This is a genomic window from Falsiroseomonas stagni DSM 19981 (genome assembly GCF_900114315.1).
Taxonomy (GTDB): Bacteria; Pseudomonadota; Alphaproteobacteria; order Acetobacterales; family Acetobacteraceae; genus Falsiroseomonas; species Falsiroseomonas stagni.
The window spans coordinates 106,766-125,820 of the sequence record NZ_FOSQ01000006.1; the positions used below are offsets into that span (position 1 = coordinate 106,766).

14 protein-coding genes are annotated in these 19,055 nt (G+C 71.8%); 12 read left to right on the top strand and 2 right to left on the bottom strand.

Translation table 11 applies throughout. The features are described 5' to 3' along the window. Positions 1-11: 11 nt before the first annotated feature. Complete coding sequence (locus tag BM041_RS16385) at positions 12-722, bottom strand: response regulator transcription factor (RefSeq protein WP_175533975.1); 711 nt, start codon at positions 720-722, stop codon at positions 12-14. A 416-nt stretch (positions 723-1,138) separates the two neighbouring features. Between BM041_RS16385 and BM041_RS16390 the strand changes: the two genes are divergently transcribed. The 3 genes from BM041_RS16390 (at position 1,139) to BM041_RS16400 (ending at position 4,398) form a co-directional block, all read left to right on the top strand. Next, on the top strand, positions 1,139-2,206 hold the full coding sequence (locus BM041_RS16390; RefSeq protein WP_175533976.1) for a response regulator: 1,068 nt from the start codon (positions 1,139-1,141) through the stop codon (positions 2,204-2,206). Positions 2,207-2,271: 65 nt separating this feature from the next. Next, entirely contained in the window at positions 2,272-3,129 is an 858-nt protein-coding gene (locus BM041_RS16395; protein ID WP_092960962.1) for a hypothetical protein, read from the top strand. A 51-nt stretch (positions 3,130-3,180) separates the two neighbouring features. Beyond that, positions 3,181-4,398 carry a glycosyl hydrolase family 8 gene (locus BM041_RS16400; RefSeq protein WP_092960963.1) on the top strand — a complete coding sequence of 406 codons (1,218 nt, stop codon included), beginning with the start codon at positions 3,181-3,183 and terminating at the stop codon, positions 4,396-4,398. Between the two features lie 46 nt (positions 4,399-4,444). Here BM041_RS16400 and araD read toward each other — a convergent pair whose 3' ends face one another. Continuing rightward, complete coding sequence (gene araD, locus BM041_RS16405; protein WP_092960964.1) at positions 4,445-6,175, bottom strand: L-arabinonate dehydratase; 1,731 nt, start codon at positions 6,173-6,175, stop codon at positions 4,445-4,447. 209 nt (positions 6,176-6,384) lie between these two features. Here araD and BM041_RS16410 point away from each other — a divergent pair, with 209 nt between their 5' ends. The 9 genes from BM041_RS16410 (at position 6,385) to BM041_RS16450 (ending at position 19,007) form a co-directional block, all read left to right on the top strand. Further along, positions 6,385-7,632, top strand: a complete 1,248-nt coding sequence (locus tag BM041_RS16410) for a glycosyltransferase family 4 protein (protein ID WP_245762129.1) — start codon at positions 6,385-6,387, stop codon at positions 7,630-7,632. 168 nt (positions 7,633-7,800) lie between these two features. After that, positions 7,801-8,412: a dTDP-4-dehydrorhamnose 3,5-epimerase gene (gene rfbC, locus BM041_RS16415; RefSeq protein ID WP_342713800.1), complete on the top strand. Its 612-nt coding sequence runs from the start codon at positions 7,801-7,803 to the stop codon at positions 8,410-8,412. After that, entirely contained in the window at positions 8,412-9,320 is a 909-nt protein-coding gene (rfbD, locus tag BM041_RS16420) for a dTDP-4-dehydrorhamnose reductase (protein WP_092960965.1), read from the top strand. Before rfbC ends, rfbD begins: the two co-directional genes overlap by 1 nt. Then, positions 9,317-10,195 carry a glucose-1-phosphate thymidylyltransferase RfbA gene (rfbA, locus tag BM041_RS16425; RefSeq protein ID WP_092960966.1) on the top strand — a complete coding sequence of 293 codons (879 nt, stop codon included), beginning with the start codon at positions 9,317-9,319 and terminating at the stop codon, positions 10,193-10,195. The genes rfbD and rfbA overlap by 4 nt, the downstream gene beginning before the upstream one ends. Further along, positions 10,195-13,614, top strand: a complete 3,420-nt coding sequence (locus tag BM041_RS16430; RefSeq protein WP_092960967.1) for a glycoside hydrolase family 99-like domain-containing protein — start codon at positions 10,195-10,197, stop codon at positions 13,612-13,614. Before rfbA ends, BM041_RS16430 begins: the two co-directional genes overlap by 1 nt. 427 nt (positions 13,615-14,041) lie before the next feature. Next, complete coding sequence (locus BM041_RS16435) at positions 14,042-14,605, top strand: calcium-binding protein (RefSeq protein ID WP_092960968.1); 564 nt, start codon at positions 14,042-14,044, stop codon at positions 14,603-14,605. Positions 14,606-14,753: 148 nt separating this feature from the next. Further along, the gene (locus tag BM041_RS16440) at positions 14,754-16,889 is read left to right on the top strand and encodes a glycosyltransferase (RefSeq protein ID WP_139226089.1); all 2,136 of its coding nucleotides are present in this window, start codon (positions 14,754-14,756) and stop codon (positions 16,887-16,889) included. 134 nt (positions 16,890-17,023) lie between these two features. After that, on the top strand, positions 17,024-18,334 hold the full coding sequence (locus BM041_RS16445; protein WP_092960970.1) for a glycosyltransferase family 4 protein: 1,311 nt from the start codon (positions 17,024-17,026) through the stop codon (positions 18,332-18,334). Beyond that, positions 18,318-19,007 carry a hypothetical protein gene (locus BM041_RS16450; RefSeq protein WP_092960971.1) on the top strand — a complete coding sequence of 230 codons (690 nt, stop codon included), beginning with the start codon at positions 18,318-18,320 and terminating at the stop codon, positions 19,005-19,007. Before BM041_RS16445 ends, BM041_RS16450 begins: the two co-directional genes overlap by 17 nt. Positions 19,008-19,055: the final 48 nt, after the last annotated feature.

Consider the following 19,055-nt stretch of genomic DNA (forward strand, 5'->3'; position numbering starts at 1 on the left):
CCGAAGAAAAATCAGGAATTCGGGAAGCCGATGAAGACGTAGCCGACCTGACGAATGGTGACGATGCAGCGTTCCCCCAGCTCCGGCGCCAGCTTCTGGCGGAGATGCAGGACCGCATTGTCCACCGCCCGGTCGCCGGGCCGCCAGGGACGGCGGAACACCAGTTGGGTCAGCGCCTCCCGCGTCTGCACCTCCCCGGGCTGGGATGCCATGACCGCCAGCAGGTCGAATTCCGCCGTCGTCAGGTCCAGCACGGTGCCGTCGGGGCGCAGCAGGCGGCGCTCCACGGGCTGCAGGCGCCAACGGTCCCGCCGCGGCGGGGCGGCGGCGGCGTTGCCGGGCCGGCGGATCCGCGCGCGCAGCCGCGCCACCAGTTCGCGGCCGGAGACCGGCTTCACCAGGAAATCGTCGGCGCCGAGTTCGAGCCCCAGCACACGATCCGTCTCCTCCCGGTTGCCGGTCACGATCAGGATCGGCGCATCGGTGCGCGCGCGCAATTCCGGCAGATGCGGCAGCGTGTCCACCGGGCCCAGCCGCTGGTCCAGGATGATCGCGTCCGGCCGGTGCGTGTCGAGGATGGCGAGCGCCGCCTGGAAGGAATTGGCGACCAGCGTGCGCAACCCGTAGCGCTGCAGATAGGCCGCCATTTCATCCGTGAGTTCGCGTTCGTCGTCGGCCAGCAGCACCAGCGGCGTCAGCGCGGAACCCGGCGCTTCCGTCATCGCGGGGGTCGCTTCCGCAAAGGCTGCCTGGCCTTCGGCGAAGCCCCGGCCCGGCACACCGCGCCCTGGGCCTCCTGCCCGCCCTCCAGTCTGCGACGTCATCCTTCGTCTCCCCAGACGCAGGATGTCTCCGCCGATGGAGACCCTCCTCGACATTGAGGTTTACCGGAAGACGGCGGCTGACGTCGAGAGACCGTCTCAATCAGTGGGCGATTAGTTAACACGAAAGGCGACAACACGACGACGCGGCGCTGTCTCATTCATCGGTCCGACACCACGGGACGGCGCCGGACCACCGGTACCCCGGCCCACCCGATGAAGAACGGAGCCGCACCATGACCATGCCGATGGGACCATCCAGCGCCCTTGGACAACAGGACTTCGCGCCTGGCGTCAGCCTCCGGTTCCACTTCCCCATGCCTGCCCGGGAAGCGCTGTCCGTGCTGGTGGTGGATGACGAGGCGGAGGTGCTGGAGGAGCTGACGGTGGCGCTTGGGCGGCGCGGCCTGTCGGTGCTGTCGGCGGGATCGGCGCGCATGGCGCTCTCCATCCTCGCCAGCCGGCCGGATGTGGGCGCGCTGGTCACCGATATCCGGATGCCGGGCATGGATGGCATCGCGCTGGCGGAGGCCGCCCTGGCCGGAAGGCGGGATGCGGAGGCGCTGGAGGTGCTGCTGGTGACGGGCTACGCATCGGTCGCCCAGGGCCTGGCCGCCACCCGGATCGGCGCCTTCGGGGTGCTGCGGAAGCCGATGCGGGGCGCCGATTTGGCGCAGCTGGTGTCGGAGGCGCTGGCCAGCGCCGCCCAGCGCCGCGGCGCCGACCAACCCCATCAGCCACCGCAGCCGCGCAGCCTGCCGGCCGCGCCCCTCACGGCGTCGATGACCGGCCTGCCGCTGGTCCACCTTTCCGCCCCGGAGCCCTTCCCCGCCCTGCCGCTGGCTGCAGCCCGTCCCTGCCACCCGTCGGAGCGCCGGGCCACGCCCCGCCCACCCGTGGACAGCCGGATGGATGACCGGCTGGCGGATGGGCTCGCCGAAGACCTGGCCGATGCGCGGGCCCTGGAGGATGGGCGGGAGGCCCCGCGGCGGGATCCGGTTTCCGCCCATGCCCTGATGGGGGCGGTGGCGGCGCAGCTTCGCAGCCTCGGCGCTACCTGCTCGCGCCGCATCACGCTGCAGCCCGATGCCGACCCGGCCTTCTACATCGACAGCGCCCGGCTGCTGCGCGTGATCGACCTGCTGGGCCGCCGCGCCCTCGGCAGCCAGCCGGGCACGGCGACGCTCTCCCTGGATGCCGGGGCCGGGCAGGCGAGGCTCGACCTCCTGCTCCGGCCCGACGCGGCGGAGCCGGAGCCGCGGCCCGAACGCGGCCTGCCCGTCGCCGTGGCGCGCCGCCTGGTTGCCGCACTCGGCGGCCGGCTGGATGCCTGGACCATCCCGACCGGCGGGCTGCGCGCGCGGCTGCTGCTCCACGCCGAATAGCCGGCAGCCCCGCCCGGGGCCGCCCCCCCCCACACCCGCATCGATGACGACGAGGGAGAACACCCATGTTCGCCGACGCCCTTTCCATGCCTGCCTCGCCCACTGCCCTGGCGACCGCCCCGCTGGCCCAGGCTGCGCCGTCCCCGCTGGCCGCCGACAGCGCGCCCCTGGCCCAGCCCGGCCTCCTGCCGCGCCAGGCGATGCACCCCGGTCGTCCGACCTATGGACGCCGCCGGTCCGACGGGCCTCGCCTCGGCTGGGCGGAACCGCCGCCCGGCGATCGCCGCGTGCAGCTGCCCATGCCCCGCGCGGGGTCGGAACCCGGCCTGCAGGCGATGATGCAGCGGCTGCGGGGCGAGATGGCGGCAGTGCTGGACGCGGCAGGGCGGGAGGAAGCCGCGCCGCTCACGATGACGGAATGGGACCATGAGGCCCCGCGCCCCAGCCTCTTCTCCCTGGTCGAGGGCCTGCTGAGCGCCGCCGTCGGCGCCGCGGCCGAAACGCCCCTGGCAGTGGTGCCGACCCTGCTCCGCGTCCTGGCCTGGGATGTGGTGGCCGGCCTTGCGGACCAGGGCATCCGCTGCGGGCTGCGCAACCTGGCGCCGGCGGAACAGACCTGCCTGGTCGATGCCACCCGCCTGCTGCGGGCGCTGGAGATGCTGGCCCTGCACGGCCAGGCGAACTGCGCCGGCCCCGCGCGGGCAGAACTCTGCGTCACCGCCGGCCGGGAGGAGACGGTGATGGACCTGGTCATCCAGCGCGTCTCGGTCGGCACGCTGCAACAGGGCCACCGGTCCCGCCTCATCCGCGAACTGCCGATGGCGATCGGCCGCCGCCTCATCCAGGCGCAGGGCCACCGGATCGACATCTGGGCCCCGCCCGGCACCGGGCTCCGCGCCCGCATCACCTTCCGCGTCGCCTGACGCGCCGCCCCACAGACGCATCCGACACACGCCATTCCGAGGATCGATGCCATGCTCAGCGAAGCCCTGACCCTGCCTGCCCAGGATGCCGCGCCCGCCGCGCCCCTCTCCCGCCTCACGCGCCGCCTGGTCCTGGCCGGCGCCACCGCCGCGCTGGTGCTGACGCCCGCCTGCGGCGCCGCGACCAGCGGGGGGGAGGAAGCCACGGGGCCGGACGACCCCGCGGCGCAGTACCGCGCCTTCCGCGACCGCTACGTGCTGAATGACGGGCGCGTGGTGGATACCGGCAACCAGGGCATCTCCCACAGCGAAGGCCAGGGCTACGCCATGCTCTTCGCCGAGGTCTTCGACGACCGCCCGACCTTCGACCGCGTCTACCAGTGGACGCGACGGACCCTGCGGCGGCCGGACGGGCTGCATTCCTGGCGCTTCCGCCCGGACCAGCGGGTGCGGGTGGATGACCCGAACAATGCGACGGATGGCGACCTCTACATCGCCTGGGCGCTGCTGCGCGCCGCCGATCGCTGGCGGGATGCGGAATACCGGCGCGACGGCATCGCGATCGGCCAGGCCGTGCTGTCCCGCCTGGTGGTGGAGGTGAATGGCCGGATGGTGCTGCTGCCGGCGATGCAGGGCTTCAACCACAATGACCGCGTGGTGGTGAACCCGTCCTACTACGCCTTCCCCGCCCTGTTCGCGCTGAGCCGCGCCGTGCCCGACCGGGCCTGGCAGCGGGTGATGGGCGATGGCGTGCAGATGCTGCGCGGCATGCGCTTCGGCCGCTGGGGCCTGCCGGCAGATTGGGTGGAGATCGCCCGCGGCGGTGGCGGCCAGGCCCGGCCGGCAGCGGGCTGGCCGACGCGCTTCAGCTACGACGCCGTCCGGGTTCCGCTCCACATGGCCTGGGCGGGCATGACGGACGAGCCCGCGGTGCGCGCGGCCAACAATTTCTGGAACGACCCTGCCTTCTCCCTGCGCCCTGCCTGGACCGACCTCCGCACCGGCCAGGTCGCGCCCTACTCCGCGCCCTCGGGCATCAATGCGGTGGCGGAGGTGACGACGGCGACGGGCTGGCACCGGGGCATCGCCCGGCCATTGCCGAGCGTGGCGCGCAGCCCGGACTACTATTCCGCCGCGCTCGCCATCCTGTCGCGCATCGCGCTGCGGGAGAATCCGCGCAACCTGATGGCCGGCGGCCCGCCCCCGGCGGCGCCCCCGCCGCGCAACACCGTCGCGGGCGGCATCCGGCGCCTATGGGCCGGGGCGTGAGGCGCCGCGCGGACCGGGCGCCGCGATGGTCGCCCGGATCCGCCCCTCAGTAGATGTCGGGCTCCGGCGTGGGCGCCCCGGCTTCGAGGAAGCGGAGGTCGCAGCCCTCATCCGCCTGCGTCACCTGGTCCAGGTACATGGATGTCCAGCCGCGTTCATAGCGACGCACCGGCGGCGTCCAGGCAGCCCGGCGGCGTTCCATCTCCGCCTCCTCCACCAGCAGGTCGAGCCGGCGGTTCGGGACATCGAGGCGAATGAGGTCGCCATCCCGGACCAGGGCCAGCGGGCCGCCGATATGCGATTCGGGGGAGACATGCAGCACGCAGGTCCCGTAGCTGGTGCCGGACATCCGCGCATCGGACAGCCGCACCATGTCCCGCACCCCCTGCTTCAGCAGCTTCTGCGGGATCGGCATCATGCCCCATTCCGGCATGCCCGGCCCGCCCTGCGGCCCCGACGACCGCAGCACCAGCACGCTGTCCGCCGTGACGTCGAGGTCCGGATCGTCCAGCCGCTTCTTGAGGTCGGCATAATTGTCGAAGACCACCGCCGGGCCGGTATGGGTCAGCAGCTTCGGGTCGGCGGCAGAGGTCTTGATGACCGCTCCCTTCGGCGCCAGCGTCCCCTTCACCACCGCGAGCCCGCCTTCCGCCTGGATCGGGCGATCCAGCGGGCGGATGACCTCCTCGTCGAAGACCTCGGCATCGGCGATGTCATCGCCGAGCGTACGGCCACTGACCGTCTTCGCTGCCAGGTCCAGATGCGGCGACAGGCGCTTGAGGAAGGCGCGGCTGCCGCCGGCATAGAAGAAATCCTCCATCAGCGCCTCCCCCGCATTCGGGCGGAGATTGGCGATCAGCGGCACGCGGCGGCTGATCGTGTCGAAGCGCTCCAGGTCCAGTTCCAGCCCGGCGCGGCGCGCCATGGCGATGATGTGGATGATGGCGTTGGTGGAGCCACCGAAGGCCATGGTCGCGGCCACCGCATTGTCCACGCTGCCCTGCGTCAGCATGGCGGCGGGCGTCAAATCCTCCCACACCATGTCGACGATCCGGCGGCCGGAATCGGTGGCCATGCGGGGGTGGTTGGCATCCGGGGCGGGGATGGAGGAAGCGCCCGGCAGCGTCAGGCCCATCGCCTCGCAGGCCAGCATCATGGTGGCCGCGGTGCCTGCCGTCATGCAGGTGCCGAAGGACCGGGCGATGCCGGTTTCCATGTCCTTCCACTGGGACTGGGTGATGTTCCCCGCGCGGAGTTCCGCATTGTACTTCCAGACGTCGGATCCCGATCCCAGCGTCTTGCCCCGCCAATTGCCGCGCAGCATCGGGCCGGCGGGAACGAAGATGAAGGGCAGGCCCATGGACAGCGCGCCCATCACCAGGCCCGGCGGCGTCTTGTCGCAGCCGCCCAGCAGCACCAGACCGTCGCAGGGCTGGCTGCGGACCAGTTCCTCCGTCTCCATCGCCAGCATGTTCCGGTAGAGCATGCTGGTGGGCTTCATGTACTGCTCGGTCACGGGATGCGCGGGCAGTTCCACCGGGAAGCCGCCGGCCTGCCAGACGCCGCGCTTCACCTCCTCCGCCCGCGTGCGGAAGTGGAAATGGCAGGGGCTGAGTTCCGACCAGGTGTTGATGATGCCGATCACGGGCTTGCCGCGGAAATCGGCCTCGGAAAACCCCATCTGCAGCATGCGCGACCGGTGGCCGAAGGCGCGGAGGTCATCCACCCCGTACCAGCGATGGCTGCGGAGTTCCTCCGGCCGCTTGCGAGTGCCCATGATGCTGCAATCCCCCCTTGGTCGAGCGGCGCGCAGCCTGCCATCCGTCGCCCGGCCCGACCAGCCCGCCAGGGCCTGGCGAGGTCTCGCCGGGGGGTTGCTCCCGGCGGGGTCCGGCGCTTGACCCGGGTCACACGCTACCCCACCGTCCCGCGACCGACACCGGAGCAATGATGGCCGCGCTACCCCTGAAACGCCCCCTCCGGGTGATGTTCATCCACCAGAATTTCCCCGGGCAATACGCCCACCTCGCCCCCGCCATGGCGCAGCGGGAGGGGGTGCAGGTCTGGTGCGTGGGGGAGAAGCCGGGCTACGAGGCGCCGGGCGTCACCTACATCCCCTACGGCCCGCCCAAGGGCGCCGGGGAGCAGACGCACCGCTACCTCCGCCCGTTCGAAGGCTCGCTCCGCCGCGGGCAGCACCTGGCCAATGCGCTGGTGAAGGCCCGGGATGCCGGCGTGCGCCCCGACATCATCGTCTGCCATCCCGGCTGGGGTGAGGGGCTGTTCCTGAAGGACGTCTTCCCGCAGGCGCGCACCCTGTTCTACTGGGAGTTCTTCTACAACGCGATCGGCCAGGACCTGGGCTTCGACCCTGCCCAGCCGGTGACGCTGGACGATGCGGCGCGGGTCCGGGTGCTGAACTCGGCGCAGCTCGTCTCCCTCCAGGTGGCCGACTGGGGCGTCTCCCCCACCCGCTGGCAATGGAGCCGCTACCCCGCCTGGGCGCGCCGGCGCATCACCGTGCTGCATGAAGGGGTCGATACCGATCGCTGCGCCCCGCGCGCCGGGGCGGTGTTCCGCACGCCGGAGGGGCGGGAGTTCCGCCGCGGCGATCCGGTGATTTCCTACGTGGCCCGCAACCTCGAACCCTATCGCGGCTTCCCGAGCTTCATGCGCGCCCTGCCGCGGATCCAGCGGGAAAGGCCGGACCTCCACACCGTCATCGTCGGCGGCAACGAGGTTTCCTACGGCAAGAAGCCGCCGGATGCGGAACACTGGAAGGCCAAGATGCTGGAGGAAGTGGGCGCCCAGCTCGACCTCAGCCGCATCCACTTCACCGGGCGCGTGGCGCATGACGCGCTGCACGACCTGTTCCGCGTGACGCGGGCGCATGTCTACCTGACATACCCCTTCGTCCTGTCCTGGTCGATGCTGGAGGCGATGGCCTGCGGCGCGCTCGTGGTGGGCAGCGACACCCCGCCGGTGAGCGAGGCGATCCGCCACGGCCATAACGGCCTTCTGGTGCCCTTCTTCGACCCGGACGCGCTGGCGCGCACCGTCCTGGCCGCGGTGGCGGACCCCGGCGCCCATGCGCCACTCGCCGAGGCCGGGCGGCGGAGCGTGATCGACCGCTACGACCTGAAGACGATCTGCCTGCCCCGGCAGATCGAGTTGCTGGAGACCATCGCCGCCGGGGGGGAACCGGCGCCGGAACCCGATGCCGGCCGCTGGTGACGGACGCCGGACGGCCCGCTTACGGAGTTGCAAGACTTTCTGTTCATTCCACCATCGGTCGGCCGCGGGCCGGCGGCCTTTCGCGGGGCTCTACCTTGGATTATGCAGGGGCCGGAGATTTCAGCCCCTGGGGGTGCCCCAGCGTGGTGACATCGGGATGAGGGCGGGATGACGGCGATGCTGGATGGGCTGCGCGCGCCGGCCACGGATATCCGCTGCGCCGGCAATGTCGAAGCGCAGGGCTTCGGCATCGCCGGCCCGCTGCTGCTCTCCGTCCGCCGCTTCGAGGATTCCCGCGGCGTCTTCATCGAGACCTACAACCGCCGAGACTTCACCGCGGTGGGGATCACGGAAGAATTCGTGCAGGACAACCAGTCCCTCTCCGTCCATCCCGGCACGGTGCGCGGCCTGCATTTCCAGGTACCGCCGGCGCCGCAGGCCAAGCTGGTGCGGGTGCTGCGGGGACGGATCATCGACATCGCGGTGGACCTCCGCGCCGGATCCCCCAGCTTCGGCCGGCATGTGGCGGCGGAACTGTCGGCCGAGAACGGGCTGATGTTCTACATCCCCGTCGGCTTCGCGCATGGCTTCGCGACGCAGGAGCCGAACACGGAGGTGGCCTACAAGGTCTCCGCCCTCTATGCCCCGGGCTGCGACAGGGGCATCGCCTGGGACGACCCCGCGCTCGGCATCGATTGGGGGATCGACCCCGCCACGGCCCGGCTTTCCGACAAGGACCGGGTGCTGCCGCGCCTGGCCGACCTCGGGCCCTGCTTCTGATGCGCCTGCTGGTCGCGGGGCGGGAGGGACAGGTGGCGCGGGCACTCGCCCTGCGCTTCGCGGGGCATGACGTCACCGCGCTGGAACCGCCGGCGCTCGACCTGACCGATCCGGCATCCATCCGGGCGGCCATGGATGCCGCCGCCCCCGACCTGGTGGTGAATGCCGCGGCCTATACGGCGGTGGACCGGGCGGAGGATGACGCGGCGCTCGCCTTCGCGGTCAACCGGGACGGCGCGGCGGCCCTTGCCGCGGCGGCGGCGGCGCGCGGCCTGCCCTTCATCCACTTCTCCACCGACTACGTCTTCGATGGCCGCAAGGGCGCGCCCTATAGCGAGGATGACGCCCCCTGCCCCCTCGGCGTCTATGGAAGCAGCAAGGAGGAAGGGGAAAGGGCGGTGCTGGCCGCCAATCCCCGCAGCGCCATCCTGCGCACGGCCTGGGTGTGCAGCGCGACCGGCGGCAATTTCCTGAAGACCATGCTGCGCCTGGCGAATGAACGGGAGGAGTTGCGCGTGGTGGCGGACCAGCACGGCGCGCCGACCTTCGCCGCCGACCTGGCCGATGCCGTCTTCGCCATGGCGCCGCGGCTGCTGGCCGCCCCCCCGGGTGACGACGCCTTCGGGCTGTTTCATCTGTCCGGCGCGCCGCACACCACCTGGTACGGCTTCACGGCGGAGATCCTCGCGCAGGCCGCGACCCGTGGCCATCGGCAGCCGCGCCTGACGCCGATCGCCACCAGCGACTATCCGACGAAGGCGGCGCGCCCGGCGGATGGGCGGCTCGATTGCGCGAAGATCACGCGCGTGCATGGCATCGCGCCCGCGGATTGGCGCGCCTCGCTGTCACGCTGCCTCGATGAACTCATCGGACCCCCGCAGGCGGGGCTGAAGGAAGAGACGCCATGAAGGGCATCGTCCTGGCCGGAGGATCCGGCACGCGGCTGCACCCCGCGACTCTCGCGGTCTCCAAGCAGCTGCTGCCGGTCTTCGACAAGCCGATGATCTACTACCCGCTGTCGGTCCTCATGCTCGCGGGCATCAGGGAGATCATGATCATCTCCACGCCGCATGACATGCCGCTGTTCCAGCGGCTGCTCGGCGATGGCGCGCGCTGGGGGCTGCGCTTCGGCTACACGGTGCAGGAGAAGCCGGATGGCATCGCCCGCGCCCTGACCCTGTCGGAGGATTTTCTCGAAGGCGCGCCCAGCACGCTGGTCCTCGGCGACAACCTGTTTCACGGGCACGATCTGGAACAGCGCCTGAAGGAAGCGCGGGAAGCGGCCAATCACGGCGCCGGCGTCTTCGCCTATCGCGTCGCCGATCCCGAACGCTACGGCGTGGTGGAATTCGACGCCGATGGCCGCGCGCTGAGCCTGGAGGAGAAGCCGAAGGCGCCGAAATCCAACTGGGCGGTCACGGGCCTCTATGTCTATGACGGCCGCGCGCCGGCCATCGCGCGCAGCCTCAAGCCCTCCGCGCGCGGGGAGCTGGAGATCACCGACCTCAACCGCGCCTATCTGGATGAGGGATCGCTGCGCGTCACGCGGCTCGGCCGCGGCTATGCCTGGCTGGATACGGGCACGCATGACAGCCTGCTGGAAGCGGGCGAGTTCGTGCGCGCGATCGAGAAGCGGACGGGGCAGAAGGTGGCCTCGCCGGAGGAGATCGCCTGGCGCATGGGCTTCATCGATGCGGAGCAGCTGCGCGAACTCGCCAGGCCGCTGCGCAACAGCGGCTACGGCACCTACCTCGAAGCCCTGCTGGCGCGCGAGGACCAGTGATGGACGGCGCGCCGGCTGAAGACGGGCTGGCGCCGGACCTGCAGGCGCTGGCGGATAGCGGCATCCTGGATGCCGACTGGTATGTCGCCAACAACGCCGATGTGGCCCATGCCGGCGAAGACCCCGCGCTGCATTTCCTGACGCGCGGCTGGCGGGAAGGGCGGCGGCCCAACTACTACCTCGACCCCGCCTGGTACCTGGCGCAGAACCCCGATGTGCGCGACGCCGGCTTCGACCCCGTGCTGCACTACGTCATGCATGGGGACCAGGAGAACCGCCAGCCCGGCCCGCATTTCGACCCGGGCTGGTACCGCGTGCGCAACGGGCTGGACCCCGCGGAGCCGGCGCTGGCGCATTACCTGCGCAGCCGCGCCTATGGCGCCGCGCCGATCCCGGAATTCGACGCCGAATTCTACCTGGCCACCTACCGCGACGTGGCCCGCGCCGGCGCCGATGCCTTCGAGCATTACGTCACCCTCGGCTGGCAGGAAGGACGCGAACCCTCGCCCGATTTCGAAAGCCGCTACTACGTCAAGCGCCACATGGGGGGCGCGGCGGAGATGCCGCCCCTGCTGCACTGGCTGGCGCACCGGCATGAGCCCGGCGTGCATCCACGGATGCCGCAGGAAACGCCCACCATCCCGCGCATGGTCAAGCGCAACACCCGCCCCGGCGAGGATTTCGAGGATTCGAAGCCGCTGCCCGATGGCGCGCGCCCACGGGCCAAGGTGCTGACCTACTACCTGCCGCAATTCCACGCGATCGCGGAGAATGATGCCTGGTGGGGCAAGGGCTTCACCGAATGGACCAACCTGCCACGCGCCCTGCCCCGCTTCGCCGGCCACTACCAGCCGCGCATCCCGCGGGACCTCGGCCCCTATGCGCTGACGGACATGAACGTCATGCGCCGCCAGATCGAGATGGCGAAGCGCGGCGGCGTGCATGGCTGGATCTTCTACTGGTACTGGTTCAACGGCCACCGCCTGCTGGAAAAGCCGGTCGACGCCTTCCTCGGCGACCGCAGCCTGGACATGCCCTTCGCCCTGATGTGGGCGAACGAGAACTGGACAAGGCGCTGGGACGGCGCCGAGAACGACGTGCTGATGAGCCAGGACTACCGGCCGGAGGAGGAGGCGGCGCTGATGGCGGAACTCGCCCGCCATTTCCGCGACCCCCGCTACATCCGCGTCCAGGGCCGCCCGCTGCTGATGATGTACCGCGCCGGGCTGATGCCGGAGCCGAAGGAGATCGTGGCGGGCTGGCGGCAGCGCTTCCGCGACGACCATGGGGAAGACCCGGTCTTCGTCATGGCGCAGAGCTTCGACGACATCGACCCGCGGGAGGTCGGCTTCGATGCCGCCATCGAATTCCCGCCCCACAAGGTGACGAAGCGCGCGATGCCGATCAGCGCGTCGCTCGACTACCTCGACCCCGACTTCACCGGCACCGTCTTCAGCTACGACGACATCGCCCGCGTTTCGCTGGAGGAGCCGGAGCCGCCCTTCCCGTTGATCAAATGCGCGGTGCCGGGCTGGGACAACGACCCGCGCAAGCAGGGCACCAACACCGTCATCATCCATGGGTCGACGCCCGCGAGCTACGAGGCATGGCTTGGCGAGCTGGTGGAGCGCGCGGCGGCGAAGCCGTTCATGGGCGCGGAGCCCTTCGTCTGCGTCAATGCCTGGAACGAATGGTGCGAGGGCGCCTATCTCGAGCCCGACCTGCATTACGGCCACGCCTTCCTGAACGCGACGGCGCGCGCGGTGGTCGGCCGCGCCTCGCAGGACGCGCCCGCCCTGCTGCTGGCGGCCGGCGATGCGGAGGAGCGGGAGGCGACGCGCCGCCTGATCGCCTCCCTCCAGGCCATCGCACGGCGCACGGGGCTGCGGATGGAGGTGCTGCTGCTGGCCGGCGGGCCGCTGGAGCCCGATTTCGCCCGACTCGGCACCGTGACGGTGGCGACGGCGGCGCCCGAGGCCGCGATCGAGCACTTCCGTGCCGCCGGCATCCGCCACGCCGCGATGGATGCCGCGGCCGCGTCGCGCCTGGCACGGGCCGCGACGCGCGCCGGCATCCGCACGACCCTGCTGCTGGAGGAGATGCCCGCCTCGCTGCGGGCGCGCGGCCTGACAGGCGGGCTGCGCACGGCGCTCGGCCAGGTCGATGCCTGCCTGGTGCCGGCGGCGGCGGTGCGGGATGCCCTGGCGGAGGAATGGCGCGGCGCCGGGACGCCGGACGTGCTGGAACCCGGCCTGCCGGAAGCCCCCGCCGCGGAACCAGCGGCTGGTCCCGCGGCGCGGGAGGCACTCGGCATCGCGCCCGGCGATCCGCTGCTGCTGGGCGCCGGGCCGGGCGACCTGCGCCACGGGATCGACCTGTTCATCCAGCTGTTCCGCCGGCTCCGCGCGGATCGTCCGCGGCTGGCAGCCGCCTGGGTGGGGCCACTCGATCCCGCCATCCGCGCCTGGATGGGGGGCGAGATCGCGGCCGCGGCGCGGGAGGGTTTCCACCTCGTGGAGCACCTGGCGCAGCCCGGCGCCCTGCTCTCCGCCGCCGACCTCCTTGCCCTGACGGCGCGGGAAGCCCCCTTCCCGCTGCTCGCGCAGGAGGCCGCCTGCGTCGGCCTGCCGATCCTGGCCTTCGAGGGTGCGGGCGGCGCGGCGGCGCTGGCGACCGAATTCGGCGGCGCGGCGGTGCCGCTCGGCGATGTGGAGGCGATGGCGCGGGCGGCGATGCGGCTGCTGGACTCCCCGGCGAGCGCGACGGCCCGCCAGGCGAGCCTGGCCGCAGCCCGATCGCGCTTCGACGAAGGGCGTCATGCCCGCGCGCTGCTGGCGCGGCTGGTCCCGGGCCTGCCATCGATCGCCGTAGTCGTGGCGGGCCAGGGGCGCGGCCGGATGCTCGCCAGCCGTCTGGACGCCGTCTTCCACCAGGACCAGCCGGTGGCGGAGGTGCTGGTAGTAGAGGATGGCACGGACCCGCAGGTGGCGGCCGGGGCGACGGAGGCGGGCCTGCGCTGGCACCGGCATTGGCGCCGGGTGGCGGCGCCCGTGCCATCCTGGTCCGCCCTGGCGGCGCGGGCGCTGGCGGAATCGGAGGCAGATTTGGTCTGGCCGGCCGATCCCGACCTGGCGCCGGGCAGCGCCTTCCTCCGCCGGGCGGCGGAGGCCCTGGAAGCCGCCCCGGCCGCGCCCTTCGCCGCGCTGCACGATGCAAGCGGCCAAGTCGTGGCCGGGGCCGTGCTGTGGCGGCGTGCGGCGCTGGCGGGGGCTCTCGACCCGGCGCCGCCCTCCGAAGCCGCGGCGGTGGAGGGCCGGCAGGGCGTGGCGGTGCCACAGGTCGCGCTGATCAGGCTGCCCCCCGCGCCACCACCCCAGCCGGCCGGGGCGGCACGGCGGCGGCGCGGCCGCGGGCGCTGACGGCGAACCGGCTTCGAATACTGTCGTTGTTCTCGGTTCTTCACGAATAATTGATGATGCGTTACTGTACCCGCGAAAAGTCCGACGCCGGCCTCCGACGCCGACCAGGGTCGGCCTCCGGAGCGGCGGGATGTCGGCGCGGGGGCGGGCGCATGGGGGCGGCAAGCCTGTCGGGGCCTTGGCTGAGCGGGATCAGGCCCCGATGAGGCGGGGGAGGCTGGCGCCTGGCATGGATGTTTTGTAATATTTTGTATTGACTGTCCAAAATTCTGTCAAACATTGAAGATCAACGCTGTGCGCACCGCGGGCCGCGTCTGGATTGATGCTGCAACATTCTGCTTTTCGTTGACTTTGCAGTCGTTTGGTTTCATTCCATTGGCGGTAGAAAACGTGCAGGCCGAGTCCGGTTGGGCACGTGGAGGTGTCGATGTCAGGTTTCGCGTCGGTCTATGGCGGCGGTAGCGACGGGATCGTTTCCGGGAGCGGCGACGACACGATCGCCTCTGGCGGTGGCGATGACACCATCAACACCGGCTCTGGCGACGACTTCGTCCTGGCGGGCTCGGGCAGCGACAACGTGCTGCTGCGCAGCGGTGACGACACCGCCTTCGGCGAGAATGGCGACGATACGATCAATGCCGGCTCCGGCGATGACTACCTGTCCGGCGGTCGGGGCGACGACCTGCTCGTCGGCGGCAGCGGCGACGACACCGCGCTGGGCGGCACCGGCGACGACGTCTTCGCCTTCGACGACGGCTTCGGCCACGACCTGATCATCGGCTTCGCCATCGGCACGGATACCCTGCAGATCGCCACCGGGATCAACGGCTCCGGCATCAGCGCGGCGGCCGACCTGGTGACGGGCGGCCATGTCACGGCGGACAGCTTCGGCAACGCGGTCATCACCCTCGGCGGGGATACCATCACGTTGCAGGGGATCTCCGTGACCGACCTCACCACCCACATCGACAGCATCGTCCAGGTGGTCTGACGCCTCCCCCAACGGGGCGGATGGCCGGCGCGGATGGATGGGGTGGCGGCGCGGCCGCGGGTAGCGCCGGGCATCGCAGCCCCACTGCCTTGGCCCTTGCGCATGATAACACCTGCGTCATTGATGGTCCGAGCATGAGGGCTGATCCGTGACCCCCACCCCGACCGACCCGCCCCTGCCCGCCCCTGGCGCCTGGTGGGTCTGCCTGGGGTCGGAAGCGGCCGTGGTCGTCCTGCCCGGCACCCCGGCCGATGCCCAGGCCGCCGAATTCTGCCTCGACGATGGTGCCCCGTTCCGCCCCCTGTCCCAGATACCCCTGCCCGACGGCGCCCCGGCGGGCACCATCCTGCTCCTGCGGACCCGGGGCGCGGCCGTGATCGGGCTTCGTATCGGCGGCGGCGCCTGGTCGAGCCTACCGCCCGCCCGACCGCTGGACGCGCTGAGGCCGTTGATCGACGCCGCGCCGCGGCTGCTCTCGCTCCTGGCCGGCAAGGCGGCGGGCCCGCTCCGCGCGGCCTCCGACGCCACGCTGGCGGGGGACCTGCTGGCGCTGGCGCAACCCCTGGTCATGCTGGCGCCGGATGGGGTCAGGCCGCTCGTGATGCTCGGCCAGGGGCGCAGCCTGTGGCGGATGGATGCCGGGGGCTGGCTGGTGACGGTGCAGGGCGTGGCCCGGGCGCCCGATCCGGAAGGCGGCCTCGCCCCCCTGCCCGCCGGCGCCGCCGGCGCGGTGCTGCTGCGGGCCGATGGCGTTGCGCTGCAACTGCCGGGCCAGTCCCCCGCCGCCCCCACGCTCGTCGAACTCGCCCGCCAGACCGGCGCTCCGCAGCGCGGACTGCTGCGCCAGGCCTTCATGGCCCTGCGGCGCCACGTGCATGAAGCCTGGTGCCGCGACGCGGTGCGCGATGCGCAGGTGCTGGCCATGGCGCCGCCCCGCGCGGCGGCGGAACCGGCCAATGCCGTCGGCGCCGCGGTGGACCGCGCCATTTCCGACCATGGCGGCGGTGTCTTCCTGCTGGGCTGGCTGCATGATCCCCTGCGCCTGACCCGCGGCATGGCGCTGCGCGGCCCCTTCGGCGCCATCCCCGTGCCGCCGGAGGCGATCTTCCGCGTCAGCCGCCCCGACGTGGTGAAGAAGTTCGAACAGGCGCCCTTCGGCGACTGCGACCCCCGCCGCGGCTTTGTCGTCCATGTACCCGATGCGGGCCCCGGCCCGGTGGCGCAGTGGCGGCTGGAAATCGCGCTAGGCTCCGGCGATGCCATCGAACTCGTGGCCGGCCCCGCCCTGATCCCCGCCGCGCAGGCGAGGGAGGTGGTGCTGCGCAGCGTCAACCCGCTGGATGTCGGCCCGGCCATGCTGGACCAGGTCCTGGCCCCCGCCGCCGCCCGCCTGCACGCCGCCGCCTCCGCCGATCCCGTGGGGCAGGAGGTGGTGCAGATCGGGGAGAGGCCTTCCGCCCCCACCGTCTCCTTCGTCATCCCGCTCTACCGGAACCTCCGCTTCATCCGCCACCAGGTCGCCGCCTTCGCGCGGGACCCGATGCTGCGGCAGGCGGAGATCATCTACGTGCTCGACAGCCCGGAGCAGCGGGGGGAGGCCGAGCATCTGCTGCGCGGCACCTGCGGCCTGGCGGGCCTCGGCGTGACGCTGGTGCTGCATGGCCGCAATGCCGGCTACGCCACCGCCTGCAACAGCGGCGCCGCCATCGCCACCGCGCCGCTGCTGCTGATGCTGAATTCGGATGTGGTGCCGGACCGGCCGGGCTGGCTGGCGCCGCTGGCCGCGCGGCTCGACGCCGATCCGCGCATCGCCTGCGTCGGGCCCAAGCTGATGTTCGACGATGGATCGCTGCAGCATGCGGGCCTCTATTTCGCCCGCGGGCCCGGGAATGACTGGTTCAACTGCCACTACTTCAAGGGATTCCCGCGCCACTACCCCGATGCCAACCGGCCGCGCGACGTGCCGGGCGTGACGGGCGCGGCCATGCTCATCCGCCGGCAGGCCTGGGACGAGGTCGGCGGCTTCCATGCCGGCTACATCGTCGGCGACTATGAGGACAGCGACCTCTGCCTGCGGCTCCGCCAGGCCGGCGGGACCATCTTCTACGAACCCGCCGCCGAGCTGTTCCACTTCGAACGCCAATCCATCGCCCAGCACGGCGGCTACGCCGGCACCGTCGCGGCCGCCTACAATCGAAGGTTGCATCATCGCCGCTGGGACTCGACCATCGAATCGCTGATGGACGGGTTTTCACGCCACGGCGAGACCTTTGCGGCCGCCTGACCCCAGGCGCGCGGCCTGGAACAACCCGGACGGGCGTCGATTGTCGTATCCCCCTTCCCGCGGACATGTTTTTGCGGCATCGGGGCGAAGAGGCCCGCCCCGTGATCCACTTAAGGTGCTAGCGTCCCCGAACCATGCGCCTTCTCGTCCTCTGTCATAACCATCCCGACCTGCAGCCCGGCGGCACCGAGGTGGTGGCGCGCGGCCTGTTCCGGGAATTGCGTGACCGGCATGGGGTGGAGGGGCTTTTCCTCGGCGCCGTCACCGGGCAGCACCGCGAACGCCGCCCCGGCACGCTGTTCCAGGCCGCCGGCCGCCAGGCGGATGAGATGCTGGTCTGGCTCAGCCATTTCGACCGCTTCCACCTGGCGCAGCTGGATACCTGGGGCCTCCAGGAACTCGGCCCCTTCGTCGCGGGCTTCCAGCCCGATGTGATCCACTTCCACCACCTGCTGTATTTCGGGCTGGAGACACTGGACCTGGTGCGGCGGGTCGCGCCGAAGGCCAGGATCGTGGTCACGCTGCACGACTTCTTCGCGATCTGCCCGCAGGAAGGCCAGTTGCTGACGGTGGATGGCAGGCTGTGCATGGGCCCTTCGCCGGATGGCTGCCGGCGTTGCTTCCCCGGCCGCGGCGGCACGGACCTCGTGCTGCGGGACCTCGGCGTGCGGGGCGCCTTCGCGGGGGTGGACCTGATCCTGTCGCCCTCCGACTTCCTGCGCGACCGCTTCATCGAGGCGGGCTGGGACCCCGCGCGGATCGAGGTGCTGCGCAACGGCATCGCGCTCGGCACCCCCGCCCCTCATCGCTTGGCTCCGGATGGGCGGCGGGACCGCTTCGGCTTCTTCGGCCACATCAACCGCTTCAAGGGCAGCATGGTGGCAATCGGCGCCTCGGCCCGGCTGACGAAGCAGGGCGTGACGCATGACCTGGCGCTGCATGGCGGCACGGCCTGGCAGCCCGACGAATTCCTGGCGGAGTTCAGGACGGCGCTGGAAGCGGCGCCGGATGCGCGGCACCACGGCCTCTACACCGCGCGGGACATGCCGGCGCGGATGGCTGCGGTGGATTGGGTGGTCATGCCCTCCATCTGGTGGGAGAACGCGCCGCTGGTGGTCATGGAGGCGTTCCGCCATGGCCGCCCGGTGATCTGCGGCAATGTGGGTGGCATGGCGGAGGCGGTGCGCGACGGTGTCGATGGCCTGCACTTCCCGATCGGTGATTCCACGGGCCTCGCCGCCGTGATGCGCCGGGCGGCGGAGGAGCCGGGGCTGTGGGACAAGCTGGCCGCCGGCATCAGGCCGCCGAGGTTGATCGACCAGGCGGCGGCGGAACACCTGGCGCTGTATCGCCGCCTGCTGGCACCGCCAGCGGCAGCCCAGCAGGAGGAAGCCGAGGCGCCCCGGCGCAAGGCGGGAGGCAAGGCGCTTGTCCGGGCCGGCTGAAACCCGCGCGGCGCCGGAAATCCGCGGCTTCATCGACGGCCTGAGCGGCAACCAGATCGATGGCTGGGCCTTCGAGCCCGCCCATCCGACGGAACGCGTCATCGTCGAATTGCGCCTCGACGGCCAGGCAGTGGCCACCACCGTCGCCGACCGGCACCGGACCGACCTGGTGCGCGCCGGCATCGGCGATGCCTTCCACGGCTTCCGCTTCCCCCTCAAGCCCGATTGGGCCGAGCGACGGTCAGACCTGGCGGTCGTGGCGCGCGGCGCCGCGGGGGGGGAGGCCCCGCTGCAGGTCTTCCGCCGCCCCGCCATGGCCGAGGCGCGCCCCCCCGCCCCTGCCGCCCCGCCACCCGCCAGCCCGCAGGTCATCAAGGCGATCGAGCAGCTGGTCGCCGGCCAGCGCGCGCTGGAACAACGCCTGCAGGACGTCGCCGCCCGCGCGCCGGCGGAATCCGCGGGCCCCATGCCGGAGGAGGCGGAGCAGCGCATCGCCGTGCTGGAAGCCTGGGTGGCGCGGCTGGATGAACGCCTGGCTGCCCTGCAGGCGGAAGCACCGCCGCCGCGGGCCGGGCGGGCCGGGCTGGATACCTGGCAGATCGTGCTGATGGCGCTGCTCGGCCTGACCAGCTTCGGCGCGCTGACGGCCTTCGCGCTGATCCTGGCGATCTGATGGCCGCCCGGCGCCTGCCAGCCCCGCAGGGCGCCACGCCAGGGAATG